Annotated in this window: 15 protein-coding genes; 7 read left to right on the top strand and 8 right to left on the bottom strand. The window is 66.3% G+C overall.

Annotated features, from left to right (window positions below):
- Positions 1-30: 30 nt before the first annotated feature.
- From F3087_RS19630 to F3087_RS19620, 4 genes are all read right to left on the bottom strand, one after another.
- A complete protein-coding gene (locus tag F3087_RS19630) occupies positions 31-1,092 on the bottom strand; it encodes an alpha/beta hydrolase family protein (RefSeq protein ID WP_150403454.1) in 1,062 nt (353 codons plus the stop codon).
- Positions 1,093-1,376: 284 nt separating this feature from the next.
- The gene (locus F3087_RS47150; RefSeq protein ID WP_263407220.1) at positions 1,377-1,499 is read right to left on the bottom strand and encodes a hypothetical protein; all 123 of its coding nucleotides are present in this window, start codon (positions 1,497-1,499) and stop codon (positions 1,377-1,379) included.
- 173 nt (positions 1,500-1,672) lie between these two features.
- Positions 1,673-3,115, bottom strand: coding sequence for a carboxylesterase/lipase family protein (locus F3087_RS19625; RefSeq protein WP_223885208.1), 1,443 nt, complete (start codon positions 3,113-3,115; stop codon positions 1,673-1,675).
- A 90-nt stretch (positions 3,116-3,205) separates the two neighbouring features.
- Positions 3,206-3,616 carry a nuclear transport factor 2 family protein gene (locus tag F3087_RS19620; RefSeq protein ID WP_150403452.1) on the bottom strand — a complete coding sequence of 137 codons (411 nt, stop codon included), beginning with the start codon at positions 3,614-3,616 and terminating at the stop codon, positions 3,206-3,208.
- Between the two features lie 160 nt (positions 3,617-3,776).
- On the opposite strand from F3087_RS19620, the gene F3087_RS19615 reads away from it, so the two are divergent.
- Positions 3,777-4,580 carry a HEAT repeat domain-containing protein gene (locus F3087_RS19615; protein WP_150403451.1) on the top strand — a complete coding sequence of 268 codons (804 nt, stop codon included), beginning with the start codon at positions 3,777-3,779 and terminating at the stop codon, positions 4,578-4,580.
- Between the two features lie 286 nt (positions 4,581-4,866).
- The gene (locus tag F3087_RS19610; protein ID WP_150403450.1) at positions 4,867-5,694 is read left to right on the top strand and encodes an SGNH/GDSL hydrolase family protein; all 828 of its coding nucleotides are present in this window, start codon (positions 4,867-4,869) and stop codon (positions 5,692-5,694) included.
- A gap of 22 nt (positions 5,695-5,716) precedes the next feature.
- Here F3087_RS19610 and F3087_RS19605 read toward each other — a convergent pair whose 3' ends face one another.
- Complete coding sequence (locus F3087_RS19605) at positions 5,717-6,670, bottom strand: glycoside hydrolase family protein (protein WP_150403449.1); 954 nt, start codon at positions 6,668-6,670, stop codon at positions 5,717-5,719.
- Positions 6,671-7,030: 360 nt separating this feature from the next.
- On the opposite strand from F3087_RS19605, the gene F3087_RS19600 reads away from it, so the two are divergent.
- Together F3087_RS19600 and F3087_RS19595 are read left to right on the top strand one after the other, a co-directional pair.
- Positions 7,031-7,489: a hypothetical protein gene (locus F3087_RS19600; protein ID WP_150403448.1), complete on the top strand. Its 459-nt coding sequence runs from the start codon at positions 7,031-7,033 to the stop codon at positions 7,487-7,489.
- A 540-nt stretch (positions 7,490-8,029) separates the two neighbouring features.
- Positions 8,030-8,455, top strand: coding sequence for a hypothetical protein (locus F3087_RS19595; protein WP_150403447.1), 426 nt, complete (start codon positions 8,030-8,032; stop codon positions 8,453-8,455).
- Positions 8,456-8,533: 78 nt separating this feature from the next.
- On the opposite strand, the gene F3087_RS19590 is transcribed toward F3087_RS19595, so the two are convergent.
- Positions 8,534-10,300, bottom strand: coding sequence for a cutinase family protein (locus F3087_RS19590; protein WP_150403446.1), 1,767 nt, complete (start codon positions 10,298-10,300; stop codon positions 8,534-8,536).
- An 811-nt stretch (positions 10,301-11,111) separates the two neighbouring features.
- Here F3087_RS19590 and F3087_RS19585 point away from each other — a divergent pair.
- From F3087_RS19585 to F3087_RS19575, 3 genes are all read left to right on the top strand, one after another.
- Positions 11,112-11,294 carry a hypothetical protein gene (locus tag F3087_RS19585; protein WP_150403445.1) on the top strand — a complete coding sequence of 61 codons (183 nt, stop codon included), beginning with the start codon at positions 11,112-11,114 and terminating at the stop codon, positions 11,292-11,294.
- The gene (locus tag F3087_RS19580; protein WP_150403444.1) at positions 11,288-11,788 is read left to right on the top strand and encodes a hypothetical protein; all 501 of its coding nucleotides are present in this window, start codon (positions 11,288-11,290) and stop codon (positions 11,786-11,788) included. The genes F3087_RS19585 and F3087_RS19580 overlap by 7 nt, the downstream gene beginning before the upstream one ends.
- Before the next feature lie 79 nt (positions 11,789-11,867).
- Positions 11,868-13,319 (top strand): family 1 glycosylhydrolase, encoded by a 1,452-nt coding sequence (locus tag F3087_RS19575; RefSeq protein ID WP_150403443.1) that lies wholly within the window; start codon positions 11,868-11,870, stop codon positions 13,317-13,319.
- A 5-nt stretch (positions 13,320-13,324) separates the two neighbouring features.
- Here the strand turns inward: F3087_RS19575 and F3087_RS19570 are convergent, their stop codons facing one another.
- A complete protein-coding gene (locus tag F3087_RS19570; protein WP_150403442.1) occupies positions 13,325-13,693 on the bottom strand; it encodes a DUF1304 domain-containing protein in 369 nt (122 codons plus the stop codon).
- A gap of 111 nt (positions 13,694-13,804) precedes the next feature.
- On the bottom strand, positions 13,805-21,643 hold the full coding sequence (locus tag F3087_RS19565; RefSeq protein WP_150403441.1) for a SpvB/TcaC N-terminal domain-containing protein: 7,839 nt from the start codon (positions 21,641-21,643) through the stop codon (positions 13,805-13,807).
- Positions 21,644-21,666 lie beyond the last annotated feature (23 nt).

Below are 21,666 nucleotides of genomic sequence, written 5' to 3'. Positions count from 1 at the left end.
CGCAGCGGCACAGTCAAGGCTGGACGCGAGTCAGCTCTGCGTCATCCGGTTCAACCAGGTCGTTAGATAGTCGAGTACCTTCGGATCGATAGTCGTCTCGATTGTCGCGTACTCGTCCGGCATACCGGTGATCGCCTGTTGCATAAGGTGATTCGCCCCCTCGAAGGTGTGCACCGTTGCCTTCGGGTTGTCTGCCAGCAGGTTTCGCATCAATGGTTCATTGGCCGCGGCGTCGACCTGCACGTCCTTCGTTCCGAAGAGCGCAAGAGCAGGGACCTTCAGCGATCGCAATGCAGACGTCGGGTCGTAAGTCGACAGCGCCGCGTATTGCGCGTTGATCGCCTTGTCGATGTCTTCGTCGCGGGCCTGCTCGGCTTCCGGAAGCTGCCGGTTCGCCGCTCGCGCATTTCTTCGCGCTTCGTCGAAATTGCCGGCGCGAAGTAGGTCGCACTCGGTTTGGACGGAATCATCACTGGCGGCCAGGCGATCGGGGGAGGTCGTCCCGGTTGCCTGAAGCTGAACCCGCATTTGATGCTTGTTGATTCCGCATCCGGTCTGCGCCGGCCCCGCCATGAGCACAGCGAATGCCACCTTGTCCGGTGCTTTTTCGGCGACCAGCGGCGCCAAGGATCCACCCTGGCTGTGCCCGAGTAGTCCGATGCGCGTGCGATCGATTTCCGGTCGTTCACGCAGGTAGGAGATCTGCGCAAGAATGTCTGACACCAGATCCTCGTAGGTGGCGTCGTCTTTGTCGCCGGTCGTCGCGCCGACCCCACGGTCATCAGTCCGCAGCACGGCATAACCAGCCTTGGTCAATGTGTCGGCCAGCACGAGAAATGGCTTGTGCCCGGCAAACTCCTCGTCCCGGTTCTGCTTCCCGCCGCCGGGCACCAGAACCACCGCGGGAAACGGGCCGCCCTTGTCCGGGATGGTCAGAGTGCCGCCGATGGTGACGGCATCATTTCTGATCGTCACGTCTGTCGAGTGATAGGCCTCGTCCGAGGTATTCATCGTCGCTGTACATCCCGCCACGACGGCCGACAGTAGCGCCGCCACAATGGCAAACCCACCACGGCCAACAATGAAACTCATGTCTACCCCTCAGCCATCCCGGTTCATGCACGGACTGTAGGCGCGGGCAATGATCTGCGGATCCGGGAAGACCCGGAGATCTACCCCGGTATGCCGAACCGCGTCCGCCGCGGTGGCTCGTGGTCAGTCCGGCAGCCGGAAGTACAACTCGCCGTTGTCATTTCGGGCTTGGATACCGATTCGGGCCAGGACATCCATGGCTGCCGCCGCATGCCCCATCGCGGGGACGACGCAGGCTTCGCGGCCGTTGGCCCGGACGTGACGCTGGCGGTGCCGGACGGCGATCAGGCCACTGCCGCCGATTCCTCGACCGCGGCCAACGCGTCCGCCAGCCGTCCCTGCGCGATCAGGGCCCTGGCCGAGTGCCGCAAGGTATTCGCGAGATTGCGCTGCTGCCCCGGCAGCACCTTGGCGAGGCGCCGCTACACCGCGACCACGATCTCGACCGTCTCGACGTCCTGTATGGACTTCTGGCCGATCCGAGTGCCCATCACCTGTGATCCCTCCCGCCGATCAACGCCATTGTCTCGACCAGTGCGGGCCGCGGCCACCCACTACTTCGAGGGGCGGGTCGAAGGGCTCAGGAGTACCCGCTGTCGTCGGGAGCGGTGTCTTTGCCGAGGTGGGAGGCGACGTCGAACCGCATGACTTGTCGGGTGTCGTCGTAGGCAGGCCAGCCGGGATCTCCATGCGTGGCGAAGTCGATCCAGGTTTGATGCATCGCCTGGGTGAGGGCGTCGGGGGCGGCGTCGCCGATGAGGTCGCGGCAGGAATAGGTGGTGGCGAAGACGAAGGGGACGTCGAGGGCGTGTGCGGCACCGTAAAGTGGTGATTGCCAAGCGAATTCGTAGACGTAGGTGGGACCTGGGTGGCGGCGTGCGGTGCGCCGGCTCGGTGATCGGAACATCAGGTCGGTGTAGGCGGCGGTGAGTGCGTGCGCGGGGGTGACGGCGCGGTCGTGGAGGCCGTGTCGTTTCAGCAGTGCTTCGGCATCGGGGTAAGTGGCGGCCAGCTCGGCTACGGCGGCTTGCGCGTCGAACGCGGCGAACTGCTCGGCGCCCAAACCGAGGTTGGCTTCCTCGAGCGTCGTACCGATCAACAGGTCGACGCCGTGTCTGCTCGGGACTCCGACCGGGTCGGGCAGAACGTCGTCACCGGTGGTGGGGAGGAACAGCGCGCGACGGTGGCCCGGGTCGATACCGTTGGCGTCGCGCAGGTCTGGGCGGGGTTGGTTTCTGAACAAAGCCGCCTGCGCGCGCAACAGGTCGGCGGCGGTGAATTCGCGGAACGCCTCTGCTGTCGGGGCGCTGCCGAGCCGGGCGGCCAATGCCTTCGTGAGTTCTTCGGTGAGCTCGAGCCCGCGAGCCATCTCGTCGTGTCCGCTCGCGACGATCGCGCGCCGGAACAGTCCAGCCGCGAGCGGGGAGTGCAGCAGCAACGCGACCGAGGTGCCGCCGGCCGATTCGCCGAAAACGGTGACGTTGTCCGGGTTCCCGCCGAACCCAGCGATGTTGTCGTGAACCCAATGCAGCGCCGCGATCTGATCGCGCAACCCGAGGTTCGTGGTCCCACCGGACAGCGCGAGAAAACCCTCCGCCCCGAGCCGGTAGTTGATGGTGACCAGGACGACGCCGTCGCGCGCGAACGCGGTGCCGTCGAAAGCAGGGGCGGCGCCCGAACCGATCATGAACCCGCCGCCGTGGAGATAGACCAGCACCGGCAGCCCACTCGTGCCGGGGTCAGGTGTCCAGACGTTGAGATTGAGGTAATCGCCGTCTCCGCTGACCCAGCCGGGCCCGGTCAGCGGTGCCAGGTTCGCGTTCGCGGGGTGCAAGACCGGCTGGGGTGCGGTAGGGCCGAAACCGGTGGCGTTCCTGGTCCCCGTCCAGCGTTCGGCAGGCGCCGGGGGCGCGAACCTGAGTGCGCCGATCGGACCTGCGGCGTAGGGGATTCCGCGGAAGCGGGCGACCCCGTCGGTGTGGTCACCGCGGAGCCGTCCTGCCGCTGTGTTCACGGTCTTCACCGACACCCCTTTCGTATCCGCGCAGTCCCCGGCCGAGGACGGTCGTCCGAGCCTGCCACAGGGTTTCGGCCGGAGATCGCCGCCGTCAGGTCACCGAGTGCAGGCCTCGGCGATGGAGACACTGTTCTCATACAGGTGATGCCGGGTGATCCGACCGTCCTCGACGGTCAGGCGCAAGGCGAAGGGTCCCTCGAACGACTTGCCGGTGGCGCGCACGGTCCCGGACAGGTGCCCGAAGACGACGGCGTCCGTGCCGTCGACCAGGTAGGTATCGATGCTGGCCCGGGCATCCTCCGGAACCACATGCGCCATGAGTTCGTCGAACTGGGCGGCACATTCGGCCGCGGTCCGGCGCGGCCTGATCCACGGCACCACCGGGTTCTCGGCGAGCAACCAGTCGACCTCGTCAGCGAACAATGCGGTGATGGCCGCGGTGTCGCCGTCGGCGCGGGCGGCGAAAAAGGCGTCGACGGTGGTTCGGGTGGCGTCTGCGGTGCTCACTTCGTCCTCCTGCGGGCTTAGCCGTGCTGCGTACCGCACGACCTTCGCAGGGCGCCGGGCACCGTGTCGATTACCTCGGAGGTAAGCGCCCCGGGTTGCCGTGCGCTGACCACCCGAAACGTGGTCAGGAGAGGGGATCGTCGCCAGGTACCGTTGGGCGGTGAAACCAGCTGATGCGCGACTCCTCAAAGACGGTGATCTCGACACCCGCGAGGAAAACCTGCGGCTCCTGTTCGTGCGGGCGGCCGACGGCGACGCATCCGCCAAGGAAGTTCTGTGCGCGCTCGTCCGCGACTATCCCGACTATCACCGGTCGCTCTACAGCCGTGCGCTGAACCGGGCGGCGATCTTCGGTGACGACACCCTGAAGGAACCGCTGCTCGCGTCACTCGCCGATACCCGGTACAACTGCCAGGCCTGGGCCGCGATGGGCTGCGCGGCGCTCGGCTTCCGCGAGGCGGTGCCCGGCCTGGTCGCGCTGCTGGACCACGCGCAGGAGATGGCGCGCGAGCAAGCGGTGATCGCGCTGGGCTCGCTCGGCGACGAATCGGTCGTCTCGGATCTCACACCGCTGCTGCGGGACTCGATCGGCGGAATGCGCGAACGCGCCGCCGAGGCGCTCGGCATGATCGGCGGCGATGCTGCCCTGGCGGCACTCTGGCACGAATTCGAGCACCGCCAGTACTACCGCATCGGCTACATCGCCAGCGCCCTGGCCAGATTCGCCCCGGACATCCTCCCGAGGCTGATCGCCGCGGCCGACAGCGACGACCCCGACCAGCGTTACTGGGCGGCCGTCGCGCTCGGTTCCACCGGCGACGATCGTGCTGTGCCGACCTTGGAACGACTGATGGCAAACGACCGGGGCTCAACGGTTTTCGACGGCATGGTGAGCGTCGCGGCGAAGAAGGGGCTCCGCACGCTCCGTCGAATCCAAGCCGCGATCGCGGCTCGCGAATCCTGAACGCTACCTTTCTCGCAACCGGGCGATCAGGCAGTCCGCCGTTTCCGGGATGCCGCCCTGGCCGCGGACGACCAGCCGGGCCGGCGGTCGATTGCCGCGCCGGGGAGTGCATTTCCCCAGTTGCCTGTTGCCGCATGTCAGGCGTTGGGGAGCAACGGATTTCGGGTTCGAGCGGAAAGAGTTCGTATCGTTGCATTGTTGCTGGCACTGCACGTAACCGATACTGCTCGACGGCAGTGTTTCACCGACTTTCGCGCCGCTGCTGTACCTCTCCTTGGAGCAAATCATGATTCGCGCCCGTGCTTTGCAGGCGACCTTTGCCGTACTCGTGACCGGCTTGCTGCCCGCCGCAGTCGCCGTTGCCGCACCCGCTCCCGCACCCATCGACTATGTCGCACTCGGCGACTCCTATTCCTCGGGCACCGGCATCGGTGAATACCGGCCCGACAGCGGTTCCTGCCGCCGGAGCGACGCCGCCTACCCCGCGCTATGGGCGGCGTCGCACACCGTCGGTTCGTTCGCCTTCAAGGCATGCAGCGGCGCGACGACGCAGGACGTGCGCAGTGGCCAATTGGCGGCGCTGAGCGACAAGATCGGTCTGGTCAGCATCACCGCCGGCGGCAACGACGCCGGTTTCTCCGACATTCTGCGCTCGTGCGTTTTCCCGGCCAGTGACACCAGTTGCGACGCCGCGGTGAACAAGGGCATCGACTACGTCAACCGCACGCTGCCCGGCCGCTTGGACGGTCTCTACCAGGACATCAAGGCCAAGGCGCCCAAGGCCAAGGTCGTCGTCGTGGGCTACCCCCGGCTCTTCGAGCGCGACGTGTGCCCGCTGAGCTTCAGCCTGCACAAGCGCGACTCGCTCAACCGCGGCGCCGACGAACTCGACAAGGTCACCGCCGCCCGCGCGCAGGCCGCCGGATTCACCTTCGCCGACCCGCGCTCCCGTTTCGCCGGACACGGAATCTGCGGCCGGGATCCGTGGATCAACCAACTCGACCTCGGCGACCCGGTCGAGTCCTATCACCCCGACAAAGACGGGCACGCGCGCGGTTACCTGCCCACACTGAACGCGGCGACCGGGCGATCGAGCCAATCCACCGACGAGTGATCGCGCATGAATTCCGCCGAAGTTAAAGGATTTCCGGCAGGACGGTGAAATGGCGGACGAAGCCGGACAACTCGGGTAGTTCGGCCGGGGTTGTCCAGCTTCGGAAGTTGTCGTGGCTGTCGCTGTAGAAATATCTGGGATTGTTTTCGTCGTAGTCGTCGAAGAAGATTCGCCAGCCGCCGTCGGGCAGGGGGATGACGCATTGACCTTCCCGTGGAGAGCCCCATTTGTTCGGATCCGCGAGTGGGACAAAAAGATACGGACCGAGCGGATCGCGCGCGATGGCGAGTTCGATGAATTTGCTGGTTTCGTTCTTGATGAACGCGTAGTAGGTGCCGTTGACCGGGACGACAGTGGTGTCGATGTAGCCGTACCCGAAGCGGTCGCAGGTGGGGCGGTCGACGGGCGCCTGGTAGCCGAGGGGGGCGCCGAGCCCGGCCAGCGGGGTGAGCCGGCTCCACGCCGACTGCAACGCCGGGGCGCCCGTGGTCATGAGGTGCGGCGTGAACCGGCAGCCGTCGGACAGCGACACGATGACATTGACCCGGCCCTGCGCGTCGACCAGCCACTCCGGCGCCCAGCTCGACGTCACGTTCAGGCCGTCCACCTGGATCGGGAAGTCGTACAGATGATTCCAGTTGATCCGGTCGGTGCTGCTCGCGAAACCGATCGTCTGGCCCTCCCACCCGGTGGTGTAGGTGAGGTAGTAGACGCCGTCGACGTGCCGGAAGACGCTGGGATCGCGAAGCAATCCGCCTGGCGGCCGGTAGGCCGGGCTGCCGTGTGGCCGCGGGCCGACCAGCGGCCGGAAGTTGATCGCGTCGTCGGATTCGTAGACGTACAAGGCGGATTCACTGTCGTTCGTGAACGCCGTCATGGTGTACCGCATCGCCGGCCCGGCGGCCGCGGCATGCCGGACCGCCAGCAGGCTGAGGGGCAAACCTGCCGCCAGCGCCAGCGCGGACCTGCGACTCATCGGTACCGATGCCACAGTCGAATTATCCAGAGCGGATTGCTATACGTACAGGTCGACACGCCGCAGGTGGGGCTCGGCATCGAGTCGCCTGCGGTGGCGTGCGATATCCCGCCGTGACCGGCCGCAAGCCCCCGCCTGGGCACACACCTTGAGCCCGGCGGCTCGACCGGGGCGAATGGCTGTGCAGCGGAACAAGTTACGGAGCCGAACTTGGTGTTCAGCCCAAGACAACCCGCCGCCGCACCTGCGACTCTCTAGTCAGGTACCAGGATCTGCCCGGCAGGCCGCACTCCGGTCGCGAGCCGGGCCCGCCACATGCATCAGCTCGTTTGCCGAACGCCGAATATTGGAGTCGGAACAATGCCCGAGCCCGCCGGTCAACCGTCCCTCGGAGCGCGCGCCCTGCCTGCCCTCCCGACCGCTCGCGAACTCCTGGACGCGATGCATGACGTTGTCCCGGAACGACATCCGGCTGCCTCGATCCTCCGCGCCGCCTGCCTGCTCGCCGCCGTCGACGAGTGGATCCACCGCCACCGCGCCGCCATCGAACAGACCGCGCCCGGTGTGCGCGCGGTCAACGCCCCCGGCATCGAACGCGCGGCCCGCACCCTGCGCCGATACCTGATCGACGGCATCGCCGACGCGGCGCCGGACGTCGACGGCCTCGGCAAGGCCGTCGACCGCCTCGCCGCCGCCTGGGTCGACTGGCGCAGCGTCACCAGCAGCGAACCCGCCCGCCAAGCCGCCACCCGCGAAACCCTGATCGCCGCCTGCGACGCCTACAACGCCCTCGCCGGCCACGACCCACACGAGGCATAGCGCCGTCGGATCCCGAGACCCGCGCGCAACGTCGGCCACGAATCATGCAGGGCGTCTTAAGCGGCGAGGTAACCGTGATTCGGGATCGGCGGGCGTCCTGTTGCCGATGTGTGCCGAATATTTTGCACACCGGCGTGTCACTTTTTGCGGAATGCAAGATTGCGTTTATGCCGTGCCACGCGGTCAGCAGATCATTCCATCCGGAATCGCCACGGGATAGCGATCGGCTATGTAATCTGGTGGAGTCCCGAGAGATTCGGGGCAGCTCCGCAGAGTGAGTCGTGGTCGCCCCTGCGGCTCACTATCGCTGTACACAGTCCGATGAGGTCCGGGAGATCCCCGGGCCTCATCGTTCGTGTATTCGGCGGCGGGTATTTCCGGCAGGGGCTCGCATCGTCGGGCAATTCATCGGTCGCAGCGAAAATTCGCACCGAATTCTCCGATCCAGACCCGCCGCGGATCCGAATATGCCGTAGTGCCGACTCGTGTCTGTCAGTCGTCGGCCACATGTACCGCCTTCGATACGACAAGGGGTTACTTATGTTTCACAAAACCGCGACCGTCGCGGTGACCGGTCTGCTCGCCGTCGCGGCGACACTCGCCGTCGCCGCGGGCGCTGCCCATGCCGCGCCGTCGTCCAGCGAAACGGCGCCGACGCAGCAGGTAGACGCCACCGGGTCGGACGCGCAGGACACCGACCTGTTCGGCGTCGTCACGCCGAAGAGCGACAAGAAGGCCGAGAAGGGCAAGAAGGAAAAGAGCGCGGAAGAGGCCCCGAAGGAGCCGACCGCCGCCGATAAGGAAGCGGCCGCGGCGCTCAATTCCGCATTGCGCGATTTCCTCCGTCCGCCGCACGGTGGCGCCGAAATGGGACCGCTCGGCAAGACCTCGGATGAGTGGCTCGATCTTTTCCTCGGACCGCAGCCCGGCGCCGAAAGCACGCCCAAGGCGAAGCCGATCCGTTGATCTCCGCGCCTTACTGATTGATTCGGCAGCAGGCAGGTCCGCGCATCGCACCGATAAGCGACGGACCTGTCTGCTGATTCAGCCGAGAAAGTCTATGTCCGAACCGATTCGGACGATCCGCCGGCGTCCGATATAGAGCAGGCCGACGCATTCCGCCAGCAGCAGCGCCCAAATGATGTGGCGACCGGTTTCGAGTCGTTCGGCCTTCGCCGCGGCGGATTCCGTTCGGATACGACCACGGGACGGATCGGCCGGGTCCACCCGGATGCCTACCTCGGTCGTCGAATCCTTGGTCTTCGGCGAAGTCCGCTGTGCGGGAGGCGCCTTGGCAGCGCTGCCGGCGGCGGGCGCCTGTGCCTCATGGCCGGGCATGGACGCCAGCACACTGTCCGGCGATTGGGCGACAACCGGTTTCGGCTCCGCAGGCAGCGCACGGGACAGTGCGGTGAACCACTCCGCGACGAATTGCACCGAGGGACGGCCCGCGGCGACCGTGGTGACCGCGTAGGCCCCGTGCCGGGTCACCGCGTCCTGATACTTGGACCAGACCTGACTGTCGACGAGTTCGGCATTGTCACTGACCAGATCGCCGATCGCGTCGAACGCCTGGGTGAGCACCTGGGTGAACCGCGGCGCAGACGAGCGCCTCGGCATCGAGGCGAACATCTTGGCGGCCAGGGTGGCCAGCCCGGCGAGCGGATCCTTCGCGCCCATGGCCCCGATCTGGCAGACCTCCTCGGGGCTCAGGACCACGCCGACAATGCTGGTCAGCGTGTTGAGCGTGATGGTGGCGAGCCGCAGCATCGCCGACTGCGCGGTCGGGTCGTCGATCAGCGAACGAGGATCGGAGGCTTCGGCGAGGCGCTGGCTGAGCGACTTGTCCCGGGAGAGGACAAGGCTGCCGGGGGAGAGGCCGTGCAGGTCCTTGTCGACGACGTCGGTGGTGGTTTTGTTGACGGTGGCGGCCAGCGCGTCGGTGATCGAGGACAGCGCGGTCAGCGGGTCGTCCAGCGGCAGCAGGGCCTGTCCGGCGATGTTGGTGATCATGTGCAGGATCGGGGCGTTCGTCGGGGAATCGCAGGCTAGGTCGCCGTCGATGCAGAACGATGCGACGCGACCGGTGAGCGCGCCGAAGTCGGGGGCCAGGTCGCGCAGCGGTCCGATGCCGCCGCCCGGTGCGGAAGCGGGCTGGGCCTGTAGACCGGCGAGCCCGTCCGCGATGGTGCCCGGCGGCGGGTCGGGTGCGAGTTTGCCTGCGGCGCCGGGGAACAACGACGCGCCGGGGTAGCGGGTGGGGTCGGCGAGCAAGGCGACGCCGGCCACTCGATCGGCGGGGACGGTGGACCGGCCGCGACCGATCTCCTGGGCGAACAGGGAGGCGATGTGTGCGCCTTGGGAGTACCCGACGACCGCCAAACGAGTGTTCTCGCAACGGTCTACGACGGATTGGGCCATCGAGCGCAACTGCTGCAGGCCACCGGTCACCGAGGTCGAATACGGGACGGCGCCGCCCGGCACGGCACCGCCGAAGCCCGCCTCGTACGGGACATACGCGCGGTCGGTCCGGTTCGGTTCGGCAGCCAGCATGGGCAGGAAGATCGCCGCGAGCATGCCGTGGTCGCTGGACGGGTCGGCATCGGGCGCCGACTCACCGGTGCCGGGTACGCCGATGGCGTAAAGCGCTGGGCAGCGGACTGATTGGCCGGTCGCGGGGACTGCCGCGCCCAGGCCGATGCCCGCGTTCATGGCGAAGGTCGTGCCTGCGACGAGTGTTCCTAGTCTCCGAATACCTGTTCTGGAGAACAGCATTCGACGCAACGTCCCCACCTTCGTGTCGATTCGCATGGCCTGAGGCTGGTTCTGGTCGGCAGAGTCTCCGGCGTCCGCCGGTCCGGGGTGGGCTTCGCCGCCACCCCGGACCGTGTCGAATCAGCCGCCGAGCAGCGCGGTCACGACGCTGGTGAGTCCCGAGGTGAGGGCGGTAACAACGGCGGTCAGGAGCGGTGCAATCATGTTCTCCCTTTCGTTTTCATCTGATGACGAGCCGTCTGGTCAGTCTTCGTGCGGTAATTCCGACGCCGAGTCTGAAATGTCGGTGGTGCTCCGTGGCGAAAACTCCAGGCGGCTGGAACAACCCGGGTGGGCGTCCAACGCTGACCATGCCGGGAACCGTCAGTGGCAGGCGTCGATAGTGTCTTCGTAACCCAGGTACGTTCGGATGGAAGAAGTTTCGGACCAGTTTTTAATTGTGCTGTGAGCTGGGGCAATGCCTGAGCGGGCGGGTGCGGCGGCCGGAACGGCGGCGCGGCGCAGGTGTTTTGTCCTTTTGGGGACAGGTGCGCTAGCCTTCCTCGGCGATCCAGCTCGTGCTCACGTTCGACAAATGGCACCGATCCGTCAATGGCGTATCACAGGAGCAAGTCATGTTGAGTGGTCTCTTCGGTTTAGTGAACAGCGTGCTCGCGGTAACGGAGAACCTCGTCGGGATTCTTACCTTCGGTATTCTGGGCTAGGCGGCGTGCACATTTCCGTTGACTCCGAATCGCATTCGGGCGATCGGAAGTGTGCGCTCCCGCGTCCTGTGTAAAGCGCATCCTGTGTGAACGCATCCGCCGGCTCTGCTCCGGCACACGATCGATGATCGAGGAGGTTTGCTGTGTCGCGTCTGTCGAAGGAACTGGCCGCTCTGGCTGTGCTGGCGGTCGTCATCTATTGCGCCGGAACGGATTCCATCGCGTTCTGGAAGTCCGAGCGTGGACCCGAGACGGCCGGAGCGGACTGGCTCGACGCGGACGACGACGGCGAGCGACTCGATCAGGTCGGCGGATTCCGTTGGTAGGCAAGGTTATTCCGTTGCTACCGGGCAGTGCTCGGGCCACCGCGCTGCTGGAACTCGACGCGTCCAGGGAGTTGCTCGCACAGGCGCACGCCAGGGCGAGTAGTGCGGCGAGCCGCGCCAGCGCCGCCGCGAAGCGAGCGGTGAACCGGGAGAAGGCCGTCGACCATGTCGCGCGCGCCCACGGCGCCGCCCGTGCCGTCGCCGCCGCCGACACCACCCGCGACGCCGCATGGCACGCCTATGTGGCGGCCAACCACGCCATCAAGGCCACCTTCTACACCGTTGCCGCCGTCGACACGGCGATCACCGTGCAGGACGCCGCCGCGACCGCGCTCACCGCCGCCAAGGCCGCCGCCTTCGCTCCGGACGACGTCACGATCGCCGACGCCGCGGCGGCCGCCGAGGAAGCCGCCGCCGGCGCCAGCAACCGCGCCTACAGCGCCCCACCGCTCGCGACCATCCCCCGAATCGGCCAGCACCTGTCCGTCAACTAGCGGTCAGAAGGCTCCGCACTCGCCGTGATGACCCGGGGTTACCGGGGGTTCAGCAATTAGTCGGTTAAGTTCTCGGTTTATGCGCAGATGGAGGCGGGGCGCGGGCGCGCTCGCGGTTTCGATGGCCGCGCTGCTGGTGCCGGGTGTGAGTGTTGCCGCTCCGCCGGAGCCGGTGGCGGGGGGTGCGCTGGGGCCCGGGTTCCTGTGGGGAGTGGCGGCTTCGGGGTTTCAATCCGAGGGGCGCGCGCCGGTGGACGGCACGCCCGACCTGGGGTCGATCAACTCGGGTTCGCGCAACCGGGTGTCACCGGACAACGATGCGCCGGACAGCAATTGGGTGCGCTACATCGAGCATCATCCGGAGTTCGACAAGTACCGCAGCTCGATCGACTTCTACGACCGGTACGCCAGTGACATCGACCTGGCGAAGTCGCTGGGGGTCAAGGTGTTCCGGATCGGTATCGAGTGGGCGCGGCTGCAACCCACGAGCCGGCTGGAGTGGGACGCCGACGGATTCCGCTTCTACGACAAGGTGATCGCGAAGATCGTCAGTTCGGGCATGCGGCCGATGCTCACCCTCGACCACTGGGTGTACCCGGGCTGGGCCTACGACGGCGCGTTCCATGGGAAGCATTCGGACACACCGGATACCGGGTGGGACAACCCCGAGATGGTGGACGCCTGGCTGACCAATATGCGCAAGGTGGTCGACCGCTACGCCGCCCGGAATCCGTTGTGGGTCACCATCAACGAGCCGGTCGCCTACATCATGCACGAGGTGCGCAACAACGCGACCGATCAGGCGCGGATGGAAGACAAGGTCGCCGACGCGCACAACCAGATCTACGACTACATCCACCAGAAGCGCCCCGATGCCCAGGTGACCAGCAATATCGGCTACGTCGCCGGCATCGACGATCAGGTGAACGGCCCGCTGTTCGACAAGATCCGGGACCGGCTCGACTACATCGGCGTCGACTACTACTTCGCCTACGAGCCGCCCGCGTCCAGCCCGCCCGCCACCGTCCGGTCCATCGCGGCCGTCGGTTCGCCGGGCATGTGGAACCTGCCGATCCGCACCGAGGGCATCTACTATGCGCTGCAACGGTATTCGCGCTTGGCCCCGGGTAAGCCGCTGTTCGTCGTGGAGAACGGCATGCCCACCGAGAACGCCACCTCCGACGACGACAACGTCCCGGGAACCGGAAACTACAACCGCAGCGACCATCTGCGCGACACCGTCTACTGGTTGCAGCGCGCCAAGGCCGACGGCATGAACATCATCGGCTACAACTACTGGAGCATCACCGACAACTACGAATGGGGCAGCTACAGCCCACGATTCGGCCTCTACAGCGTGAACGTGCGCGACGATCCCAGCCTGGAGCGGCACGCCACGAAGGCCGTCACCACCTACACCGACACCATCGCAGCGGGCGGCGTCGCGCCCGACTACCGGCCCACGCGCCCCCCGGCCGGTTGCCAGGTCGTCGACCCGACGCCCGGCTGCACCGACCTCAACGTCCCGTAGCCCGGCTACTGGCTGCCCGCCACCAGCACCGCGATCAGCGCCACCGCACCCGGCAGCGCCTGCACGAACAGGATGCGGCGGCTGGCCGTGGCCGCACCGTAGATTCCCGCGACCACGACGCAGGCGGTGAAGAAGATCATCGCCGCGAATCCGACCGGATCCGACGCGATGATCCCCCAGATCAGCCCCGCCGCCAGAAACCCGTTGTAAAGCCCCTGGTTCGCCGCGAGAACCTTGGTCTGCTCGGCGAATTCCACCGTGCTGCCGAACGCGGCCCGCACCCGCGGCGTCGTCCACAGGAACATCTCCATCACCACGATGTAGACGTGCACCGCCGCCACCAACCCGACCAGAACCTCGGCTACCACTCGCACGATCGACTCACTTCCTCGCGTACCGGCCGGGACCCGCCCGGATTACTGGTCACAGGATGACCGAAAACTGCCCGGTCCGAGTGCGGACGCGCGCAACGGGCGGGCCGACGGCTAATCCCACTGTCCCGAGTAGTCGCTCCATTTCAGGTGAACCCAGGTCGGGAACTTCCCTTCCATCCACGCCTTGCTGCAGTCGAAGCAGGCGTTGCCGGAGGTGGTCACGAAACCGCCGCGGGCTCCCTGTTCCTCCAATCCGCCGACGGATGACCGCTCGACGTGCGCACCGATGGGCAGCTTCGATTTCCAGAGAACCGGACGCGGGCCCAGTGCCGTCCCCGCGGGGAGTTGCAGCACGCCGCGCGCGAACAGGTCGTGCGCGGTGGGATTGCTCAGCGTGATCAGCGTTGCCGGTTTCCCGTCGACCTGTCCGGTCGCCGCGGAGACCTGCAAGGTGTACGGCACGGTGCGGGATTCCTGGAACGGCTTGAGGCTCTCTGTGGTTTGCGAGACCTGTGTTTGCAGCCGTTTGACGATGCTCGCGAATTCTTCGGGTGGCGGTCCGGACGGAGCGGGCGGCCCGGCGGGTGCGGCCGGACTACCGGCGGGCGACACCGGCGCTGACCCGGCCGACGGGCCGGCCGGGCTGGGTGCTGGAATCGGCGCCGTATCGACGGGCGCACCCCAAGCGGTTGACCTGGTGTCCAGAGCGACCGCGCCGACGTCTTGGTTCGCGGCCCGTGCGGCCCCGATCGAGGCGATGCCGCCCAATGCCGCAACGCTGGCCTTGTAGTGCTCGACCGACTGCGCCCGGTTCTCGTACTCGACCGCTTCCTCCGGCGTCGCGAACTTCTTGAAGCGGGTCTTGGCCACCGGATTGTCGAAGGGGCGCACCACGATCTCGCGCTCGACCCGGGTCGGTGGGCCGCTCGCGGGCCAGATCGCCGGCGCCGACTTATCTACCTCTGGTTGCGGCAGGATTCCCTTCTGCATGAGATAGCTGTTGAGCGTGGCGTCGTTCACCGGTCCCAGGTTGAGCCGGAAGCGGAAGTCGTCGAGGTTCTTCGACTTCGTCCAGATATCGGCCACCTGGTCCCTGGTCAGCTTCGCGGGATCGACCGGCTGTTCCTGAGTTCCGTGTGGATCGATGAAGCGCACGGGCGAAAGACGGGAGTACGCATAGAGATTGACGCCCGCCTCGATACCCACCGGGTCTGCGCCGGCCCACCTACCGAGCCACGGCAGGTAGTAGCGGGCGGTGTGATAGCTCATGCCGGTCTCGTCGTCGCGTTCCTTGCCGGTGTAGCGGTAGCGCTTCAGGCCGACTTCGGCGGCGCTGCGGCCGGTTTGGAAGGCGGTGCTGCCGTAGGGGTGATATTCCTCGAAACTGACCAGGGCGCCGGCTCCGTCGAGTTCCACACTGGCCGAGCCGAGATGGTTTCCGAGTTGAAAGCGGATGCGCGCGTCGGTGTTCGGCGCGGTCGAGGTTTCGACGACGGCGACGCGGCGCTGATCGTCCATGACATGCAGCGTCTCGCGCTCCAGCGTGACGGCACCGCCACGATGCTCGCGGTAGATTTCGAAGCCGCCCAGGTAAATTCGCTGATTCTTCAGTGCCCCGGTCGACGTCTCGGTGACCTTCCGGACCCGCTGGCCGGTGGAATCGTAGACGTAGTAGGTGGTTTCGGGCATTCCGCTGTGCACCACCTGTTGCGCGGTGGCACCGAGCTGGCCGCGATGGTTCCAGCGCATCAGCGGCAGGTGCGACATCGAGGTGATCTCGCCGTGCACGTCGTAGCCGTACCGGGAGCTGTAACCGCCGGTCGTGGCGTAGTCGGGCAGACCGTCCGGGTCGCCGGGCTGGCTGGTGGCGAGCAGCCGGTTGCTGTCGAGTGCGTACTGGTATCGGCGCTGCCACCGGGTTTGGCCGGGCTGGTCGACATTGCCGCCGGCGTGGTGAGCGAACTGCATGACGTTGCCGACGGCGTCGTAGCGGTAGCGCTCGACATAGTCGCGCAGGCCTTGCAGATCATTCGGATGGATGCGGGCGCCGGTGAAGGGGAAGTCACGGCGATTGCTGTCGTTCGGTGTCAGCGCGAAGTCGGTCTGTCCACCGTGCTCGCGACCGGTGGCGCCGATCAGCCGGTAGAGCGCGTCGTACACGTAATCGCTGGTGGCACTGGCTTGCACGGTGGTCGCCAGGGCCGAGTCCTCGATGCGAGTGATGTTGCCGACCGGATCGTAGACGTAGCCGATGTCCTGAACGACAGTCGCGTTCTCGAACAACAGCGAGGCGGTCGCGTCCGGGTCGGCGGGGCGGGTGGTGCGCAGCTTCGTCAGCCGGAACACGAAGGGGTCGTAGGTGTATGTGGTGGTCGCGCCATTTCCGTAGTCGATTCGGAGGCGTTGTCCCTTTGCGTTGTAATCGATATCGGTGACGAACGCGGTCGGCGTCGCGGCGCCACGCAAGTTCACGTCGACGCGCTCTAGCAGGTTGGCCTCGTTGAAGGTGGCGCGGTAGACGCTGGCATCCGGCGCGGTCACGGTGGTCGGACGGTTGAGCGCGTCATAGCGAGTCTGCGTCGTCAGTGCTGGCGCGGTCTCCAGCAATGGTGCTGCGGCAGCGGCGATTCGGTTCAGATCGGTCAGATCCGCGAGTGCGGACCAGTCCGGGGTGTCCTGATAGTCCCGAGCGAAACGGCGACCGGTGGTGAGCGGATTTCCCTTGAAATCGTAGCGCTCGGTGGTGGTCGCACCGGACCCGTCATAGATCTGGAAGGTCCTGCCGCGCAAATTGTTGCCCGCCTCCGGATGCGCCTCGCCGTACACACTTCGTTCGACGAGCACCTCGCTGTCCGGTGGCCGGGCCGGGTCACGTGGCTCGCCGCTCAACGTCGAATCACCGGTGGCGGAGACGAATACGCCGACCTGCCGGTGCAGCGCGTCATAGGTCGTCCGCGTTCGAAAGCCACGACTGTTCCAGCTGTACCAAGGTTTTCCGGCCGCGTCGTTGAGCAGCCAGCGATCGCCCGCGTCCATGCTGTGCTGGAACAGCAGCAGGCCGGAGACGTCGTAGCAGGGGGTGACGCCATAGGGGGCGAGGTTCTGCGGGTCGTCGAACGGGTGGACGCCGCCGGGCAGCGGTGGGGTGACGTACTGCGTCACCCGGTTGCCGCGGGCATCCTGAATCCACAGCGGCTTGCCCTCGGCGTCGAGTTTGGTGAAGGTGACCTGCTTTTCGTCGACGCCGTCCGTCCGGTTGTGTGCGATCGTCAGCACCGCGCGTTCGAGACTGTCGAGCAGGGTGAGTGTGGGAGTGCCCGCGTGTGCGGCGGCGAGCTGTGCCGCGCGCCGTTCGGCCGCTATCGCTGACGTGCTCATCCGGGCGTACCACGCATTGCCCGAGTCGAGCACGGTGTCGTTGGGATCGTGGGCCGTGATCTGCCACGGCGAGAAGTCGACTCGATCGACGCTGCCGTCGGGCGCTTCGGTGCGCATGCGGCGTCCCAGCGCATCGTAGAAATGCACTGGGGTGACGCCGATTTCGCTCGGCTCCTCGAAGCGGTGACCGACCGCGGGCGGGCTGAAATAGGGCTCGTACTGTTTGACCGGCTTGCCTTTGTTGTTCAGGATCGTCTTGCCGCTCGCCACCCAGCGAAGCGCCCCGCCGGGCGACTCCGGCTCGGCCTGGACCTTCTTGACGAGCACAGATCCGCTGCCGTCCGAGTAGGCGAAGTTCACCTGGACCGGGCTGGCCTGGGCTTCGGATGCGTGCTGTTCCCGCATGATTCCGGCCGCGCACGGGGGATGGGCGCCCCAGACGATGCTGCCGTTCTGAATCGTCTCGCCGAGGTAATACAGGTCTCGGGTGGTGGCGTTCCCGAGTAGCGCCTGCGCGGTCGCCGGCCGATAGTCGTCGGTCACGAAGAGCGCGATCAGGTCGGAAAGCTCCGGATCCGTTGCGGTGGAGGTGAACTCGGCGAGAGAGTCACCCTCGCCCTGCTTGCCGCTCAGAGCCAGTACGGTCGGCATGCCGAGTACATCGAACCTCAGCTGAGACCGGTTGCCGTTGATGTCCTGGACCGAGCTCGGTGCCAGCACACGGAAGTCGAAAGCGACGGTCTCGGTGCGGTTCCCGACGGGGTCGGTGCTCGTGCGGAGGAAAAGATCGCGCGAGTCGTATTCCAGCACAGTGATATTGCCGAACGGATCGGTATAGCGTTCGGGTAGATAGAAGTGCTGGGCTGCGTCCGGCTGGTAGCCGGCGATGCCGGAGCAGCGCCAATACTGGCCTGCGGTGTCCGCACCCAAGCGCTGCACGAGTCCGGGCCCGCTCAGATAGCCGCTGACCGCCCCATCGCCCAGTGCCACACTGACTTCCGGCGTCAACCTCGCGCCGAAGATGGCAGTCAGCAGAGTGTCCGTCAACGCCAGCGTGTAGATCTCGTAAGGCAATGCATGGGTATTCAGCGTGCCGAACGGCAACGGGCGATCCAGTGCGTCCGCGAAGAACAGCGACCGCGTTTGCTCGATCAGCCGCCGCTGCGGCTGCGTGCCGTCCGGAAATTGCTGGTACGGGATTGTTTCGACCGGAGTTCCGGCACCCGGGTAGTTGTCGCTGAGCTCGAGTCCGCGCAACTGATCGAGACCGAAGTAGTCTCCGGTGCTCGGCGCGATTCCGGTCAACTCGAAAGTGCTGGTCTCGCAGGGAAGCCGAAGCCGGTAGCGATCCGGTTCGACGATCGCGTCACCGGTGTGACGGGTTTCGGTGTAGGCGAGGTGTAGTCCGCCTTGTATGGCGGAAACCAAGGATTCGACACCGGCCGGCAGCAGCGGATCGTCGAGCGGCTTCGCTTGCCGGCGTGGATATCCGACCGTCACCGACTGCAGAACGTTGCCGTACTCGTCGACGCGCAGATTCAGCGTATGGCCGATTCGGGGGTCGGGCACCACGGTCGCCGGGCGGAGGTCGAGTTCGTAGTGGTAGTTGATCGCCTCGCTCTCTGTCGCATGGAACACCGCATGCCGGTTACCCTTCCGCGGCTGCACCAGGCGGAGATGGCAGCCACGTGAGCTCGTAGAGAAGAGCCGGACCGGGTGCTGACGCCCGTTGGCCAGTGCGTCGACATCCAACTCGTAGACCTCTTGGCGCAGCGGCGTCCCTCGGCAGGCTCGTAGTGCCTCGCGCAGCTCGTCGGCGGTCAGGTCGAGCGCATCGAGATCCAGCTCCGGGACGGCACGCTCGCGGAAGGTGCCGAGCACCTGCGTGCCCGGTTGGAGATCTTCGAACCAGTGCGGAAAGTACTCCCGCTCGAACTGATGCAATGCCTGAGGACTGTCGATCCGCGCACCGGTGTGGAACCAGGTGACCGTCTTGACCGGTGGCTGATGGAGCCGATGATCCTGAGTTACGTACGGGCTGTTGGTGTTCGCGTCGCCGAACGTCCCGTAGTCCTCGGTGTCGATCTGCTCTACGCGGCCGAAACCGCGGAACTCTCGTTCGGGTCCGTCGAAGTAGCCGTGGTGGTAGCTGTAGGTGCTGGTGAAGGTGGTGTTGCGCCAGCGGTCGCGGACGGTGACGTGGTCGACGACGTGGACCGGGAAGGGAAGCTTTGTCGCCCAAGGCTTTCCGGCCAGTTGGTCGGCGAGGTAGAACGCGGTCGACGGGGTGTAGCCGATCTCGGTTTCGGCGCCGAGGTTGTTCTTGACCGTGACGAGCAGGTGCGGCTTCTGGCCGCCCATCAGGTCGAGGTAGCACAGCGGGGAGTGCGCGTCGCCGGCGAGGGGTGAGGACCACACCAGGCAGGCGGTGCCGTTGCCGAGCAGGTCGAGCGCCTGTACTCGAATCGGTTCGGCGACCGGCGGAAAGACGGCCGAGGTCACCGGGTTTCCCCAGCTGTTGCCGGAGTGGTTGAGGTAGACGCGGACTCCGTCGGCGTGCAGATAGATGAGGTCGGTGGTGCCGGAACCGTCGATGTCGGCGATCAGGACGCGCTGGCTGTCGAACTGATCGGGGTGGTCGAACCACGGCGCGTTGTCCATGGTGATCTTCCGCCCGAAGTGCCCGTAGCCGAGGTTCGGCCAGTAGCAGACCTCGCCGTTGCGGATCCGGACCAGATCGGTGAGGCCGTCGCCGCTCATGTCGGCCAGCTGAACGGTCTGCTCGCTGTCGGCAAAAATTATTGCCGGGCCGCGATTTTCGTCGCGTCCGGTAGCGACGCGCTGTTCCGGGCCGAAGCCTTGCTCGCCGAGGGACGGATACCAGAGGAAGGCGTCCTGTTCGGAGATCAGCAGATCGGTGAGCCCGTCACCGTCCAGGTCGACGAAGCGCAGGTTCGGGTCGCGCCAATCCTGGTTGGGCAGTTGGCCGAACGGCGCGAACGGCGACCAGCTCGAGTCGTCGCGTTCGTAGAACCCTGGATCAGGTCCGTCGAACCGGACGACGTCGGGCTGCCCGTCGCCCGCCAGGTCGACGAATCGGGCGCCGGTCGCCAACGCGGCCGCGGGCATCGGGGCGACCAGCTCGGGTGCGCCGAGGCGGGCGGATCCGTGACCAACTGTGTTGGCGGGACTCAGGTTTCGCTTGTAGAACCAGCCGCCGCCCTGCTCGGTGAGGATGCCGGCGACACCATCACCGTCGAGGTCGACCCACTGGTATCCGGTACCGTCCAGGCCGATCGGCAAGCCTGCCAGACTATCTCGGTCGAGCTCGCGAACCTCGCCCTGGATCTGGGCTTCGCTGTAGCCGAATTCGACGGGTGGCAATGCCCTGCTGCGGTATCCGCCGGCTATCCGTCGGTATCCGCGCTGAGTGACCGAGGTGAGTTCGGCGTGAATCGGATTGCGCTCGTTCGCCGGGTCGAGATCGTGGGCGTAACCGAAGTCGGTGGACCGGACGAGGCAGTCCGCGCCGACGCCGTCTTCCCCCGGAAAGTGGTGAAACATCAAGGCGCGTCGGCACAGTCGATGCGTGCGCACCTCGAAACCGGAACGGTAAGCCGAAAACGGGTCCGGCCGATTACCCCATCCCGGTCCATCCGCGGGCAGCGGACGCGCGAGATCGTGTTCGCCGTAATCGAAGACGAGCTCGAAGTACCACTGGTCGTCGGCGGGCGGCGCGGGCCACGTGGCTACCGGGTCGAGGGTGGGGAAGTAGGGCGTGTGGTTTCCGTAGCGAATTCGCTTCGGGTACCGGTTGGCTCGGCGTTCGCGCTGGAGTTCATTGGCCTTGTCGGCAATCAGCTCGCCGTTCTCGGCCTTGTACTCGTAGCTGACGACGTTGCCTTTGTCGTCGTAACTGAGGCAGATCAACCAGCTGAAGATGTGCTCCGGATTCGCGGGATCGGCGATCCGTGATCGCGCGTCGCGACCGTACCAGGTCGTGACGTTATCCCGGGAGATGGAACGCCAGCTGATGTCTTGTGCGTCAGTGAGATTCGTCCACCGCTCGATGCGGGCGAACAACCCCTCGACGCGCGGACGGTACCGCTGAACGCGATAGCCGGTCCCGCCGACAGTGCGGACGGGCAGTTCTTCGCGAACCCAATTCCCTTGCTGCTCAACAAGAACCGGTGCCAGATCCTCCGCCCCGGACAGGATGAACACATCCGACTCACCGGCATCGTCATACTTCGGCAGCCCCTTGTCGGTCTTCCGGGTGATCGACGGCAGCCCCAGACTCCACCCCAACCCGAACGGCCCGTTCCCGGCCCCCGAGTCGTACCCCAACGCCAACTGCGGACCGAACCCACCACGACCAGGACTGACACTGATCGGCACGCTCAACGACCCGGTCCCGGTCACCGGATTCGCGGCGAACTTCTCACCGATCCCCTTGATCGCCCCGCCCCCCTTCGGCAGGGCGATGGTGGGCGCCGTCGGTCCACCGCTACCCGGTTGGCTCGCATCGGTCCGTTCAGCACCCTGCTTGCCCTGCCCGAAGTCGTCTGGCATTCCGCTACCCTCCGTCGCCCATG

The organism is Nocardia colli (genome assembly GCF_008704205.1).
Classification (GTDB): domain Bacteria; phylum Actinomycetota; class Actinomycetes; order Mycobacteriales; family Mycobacteriaceae; genus Nocardia; species Nocardia colli.
Note: the sequence above shows the minus strand (reverse complement) of the source record. Positions and strands in the feature narration are given on the sequence as shown.

What these genes read in the sequence shown, in the direction of transcription:
- F3087_RS19630 (WP_150403454.1), bottom strand. Translation starts at nt 1,092, where the DNA reads ATGAGTTTCATTGTTGGCCGTGGTGGGTTTGCCATTGTGGCGGCGCTA.
- F3087_RS19610 (WP_150403450.1), top strand. Translation starts at nt 4,867, where the DNA reads ATGATTCGCGCCCGTGCTTTGCAGGCGACCTTTGCCGTACTCGTGACC.
- F3087_RS19605 (WP_150403449.1), bottom strand. Translation starts at nt 6,670, where the DNA reads ATGAGTCGCAGGTCCGCGCTGGCGCTGGCGGCAGGTTTGCCCCTCAGC.
- F3087_RS19600 (WP_150403448.1), top strand. Translation starts at nt 7,031, where the DNA reads ATGCCCGAGCCCGCCGGTCAACCGTCCCTCGGAGCGCGCGCCCTGCCT.
- F3087_RS19595 (WP_150403447.1), top strand. Translation starts at nt 8,030, where the DNA reads ATGTTTCACAAAACCGCGACCGTCGCGGTGACCGGTCTGCTCGCCGTC.
- F3087_RS19590 (WP_150403446.1), bottom strand. Translation starts at nt 10,300, where the DNA reads ATGCGAATCGACACGAAGGTGGGGACGTTGCGTCGAATGCTGTTCTCC.
- F3087_RS19575 (WP_150403443.1), top strand. Translation starts at nt 11,868, where the DNA reads ATGCGCAGATGGAGGCGGGGCGCGGGCGCGCTCGCGGTTTCGATGGCC.
- F3087_RS19565 (WP_150403441.1), bottom strand. Translation starts at nt 21,643, where the DNA reads ATGCCAGACGACTTCGGGCAGGGCAAGCAGGGTGCTGAACGGACCGAT.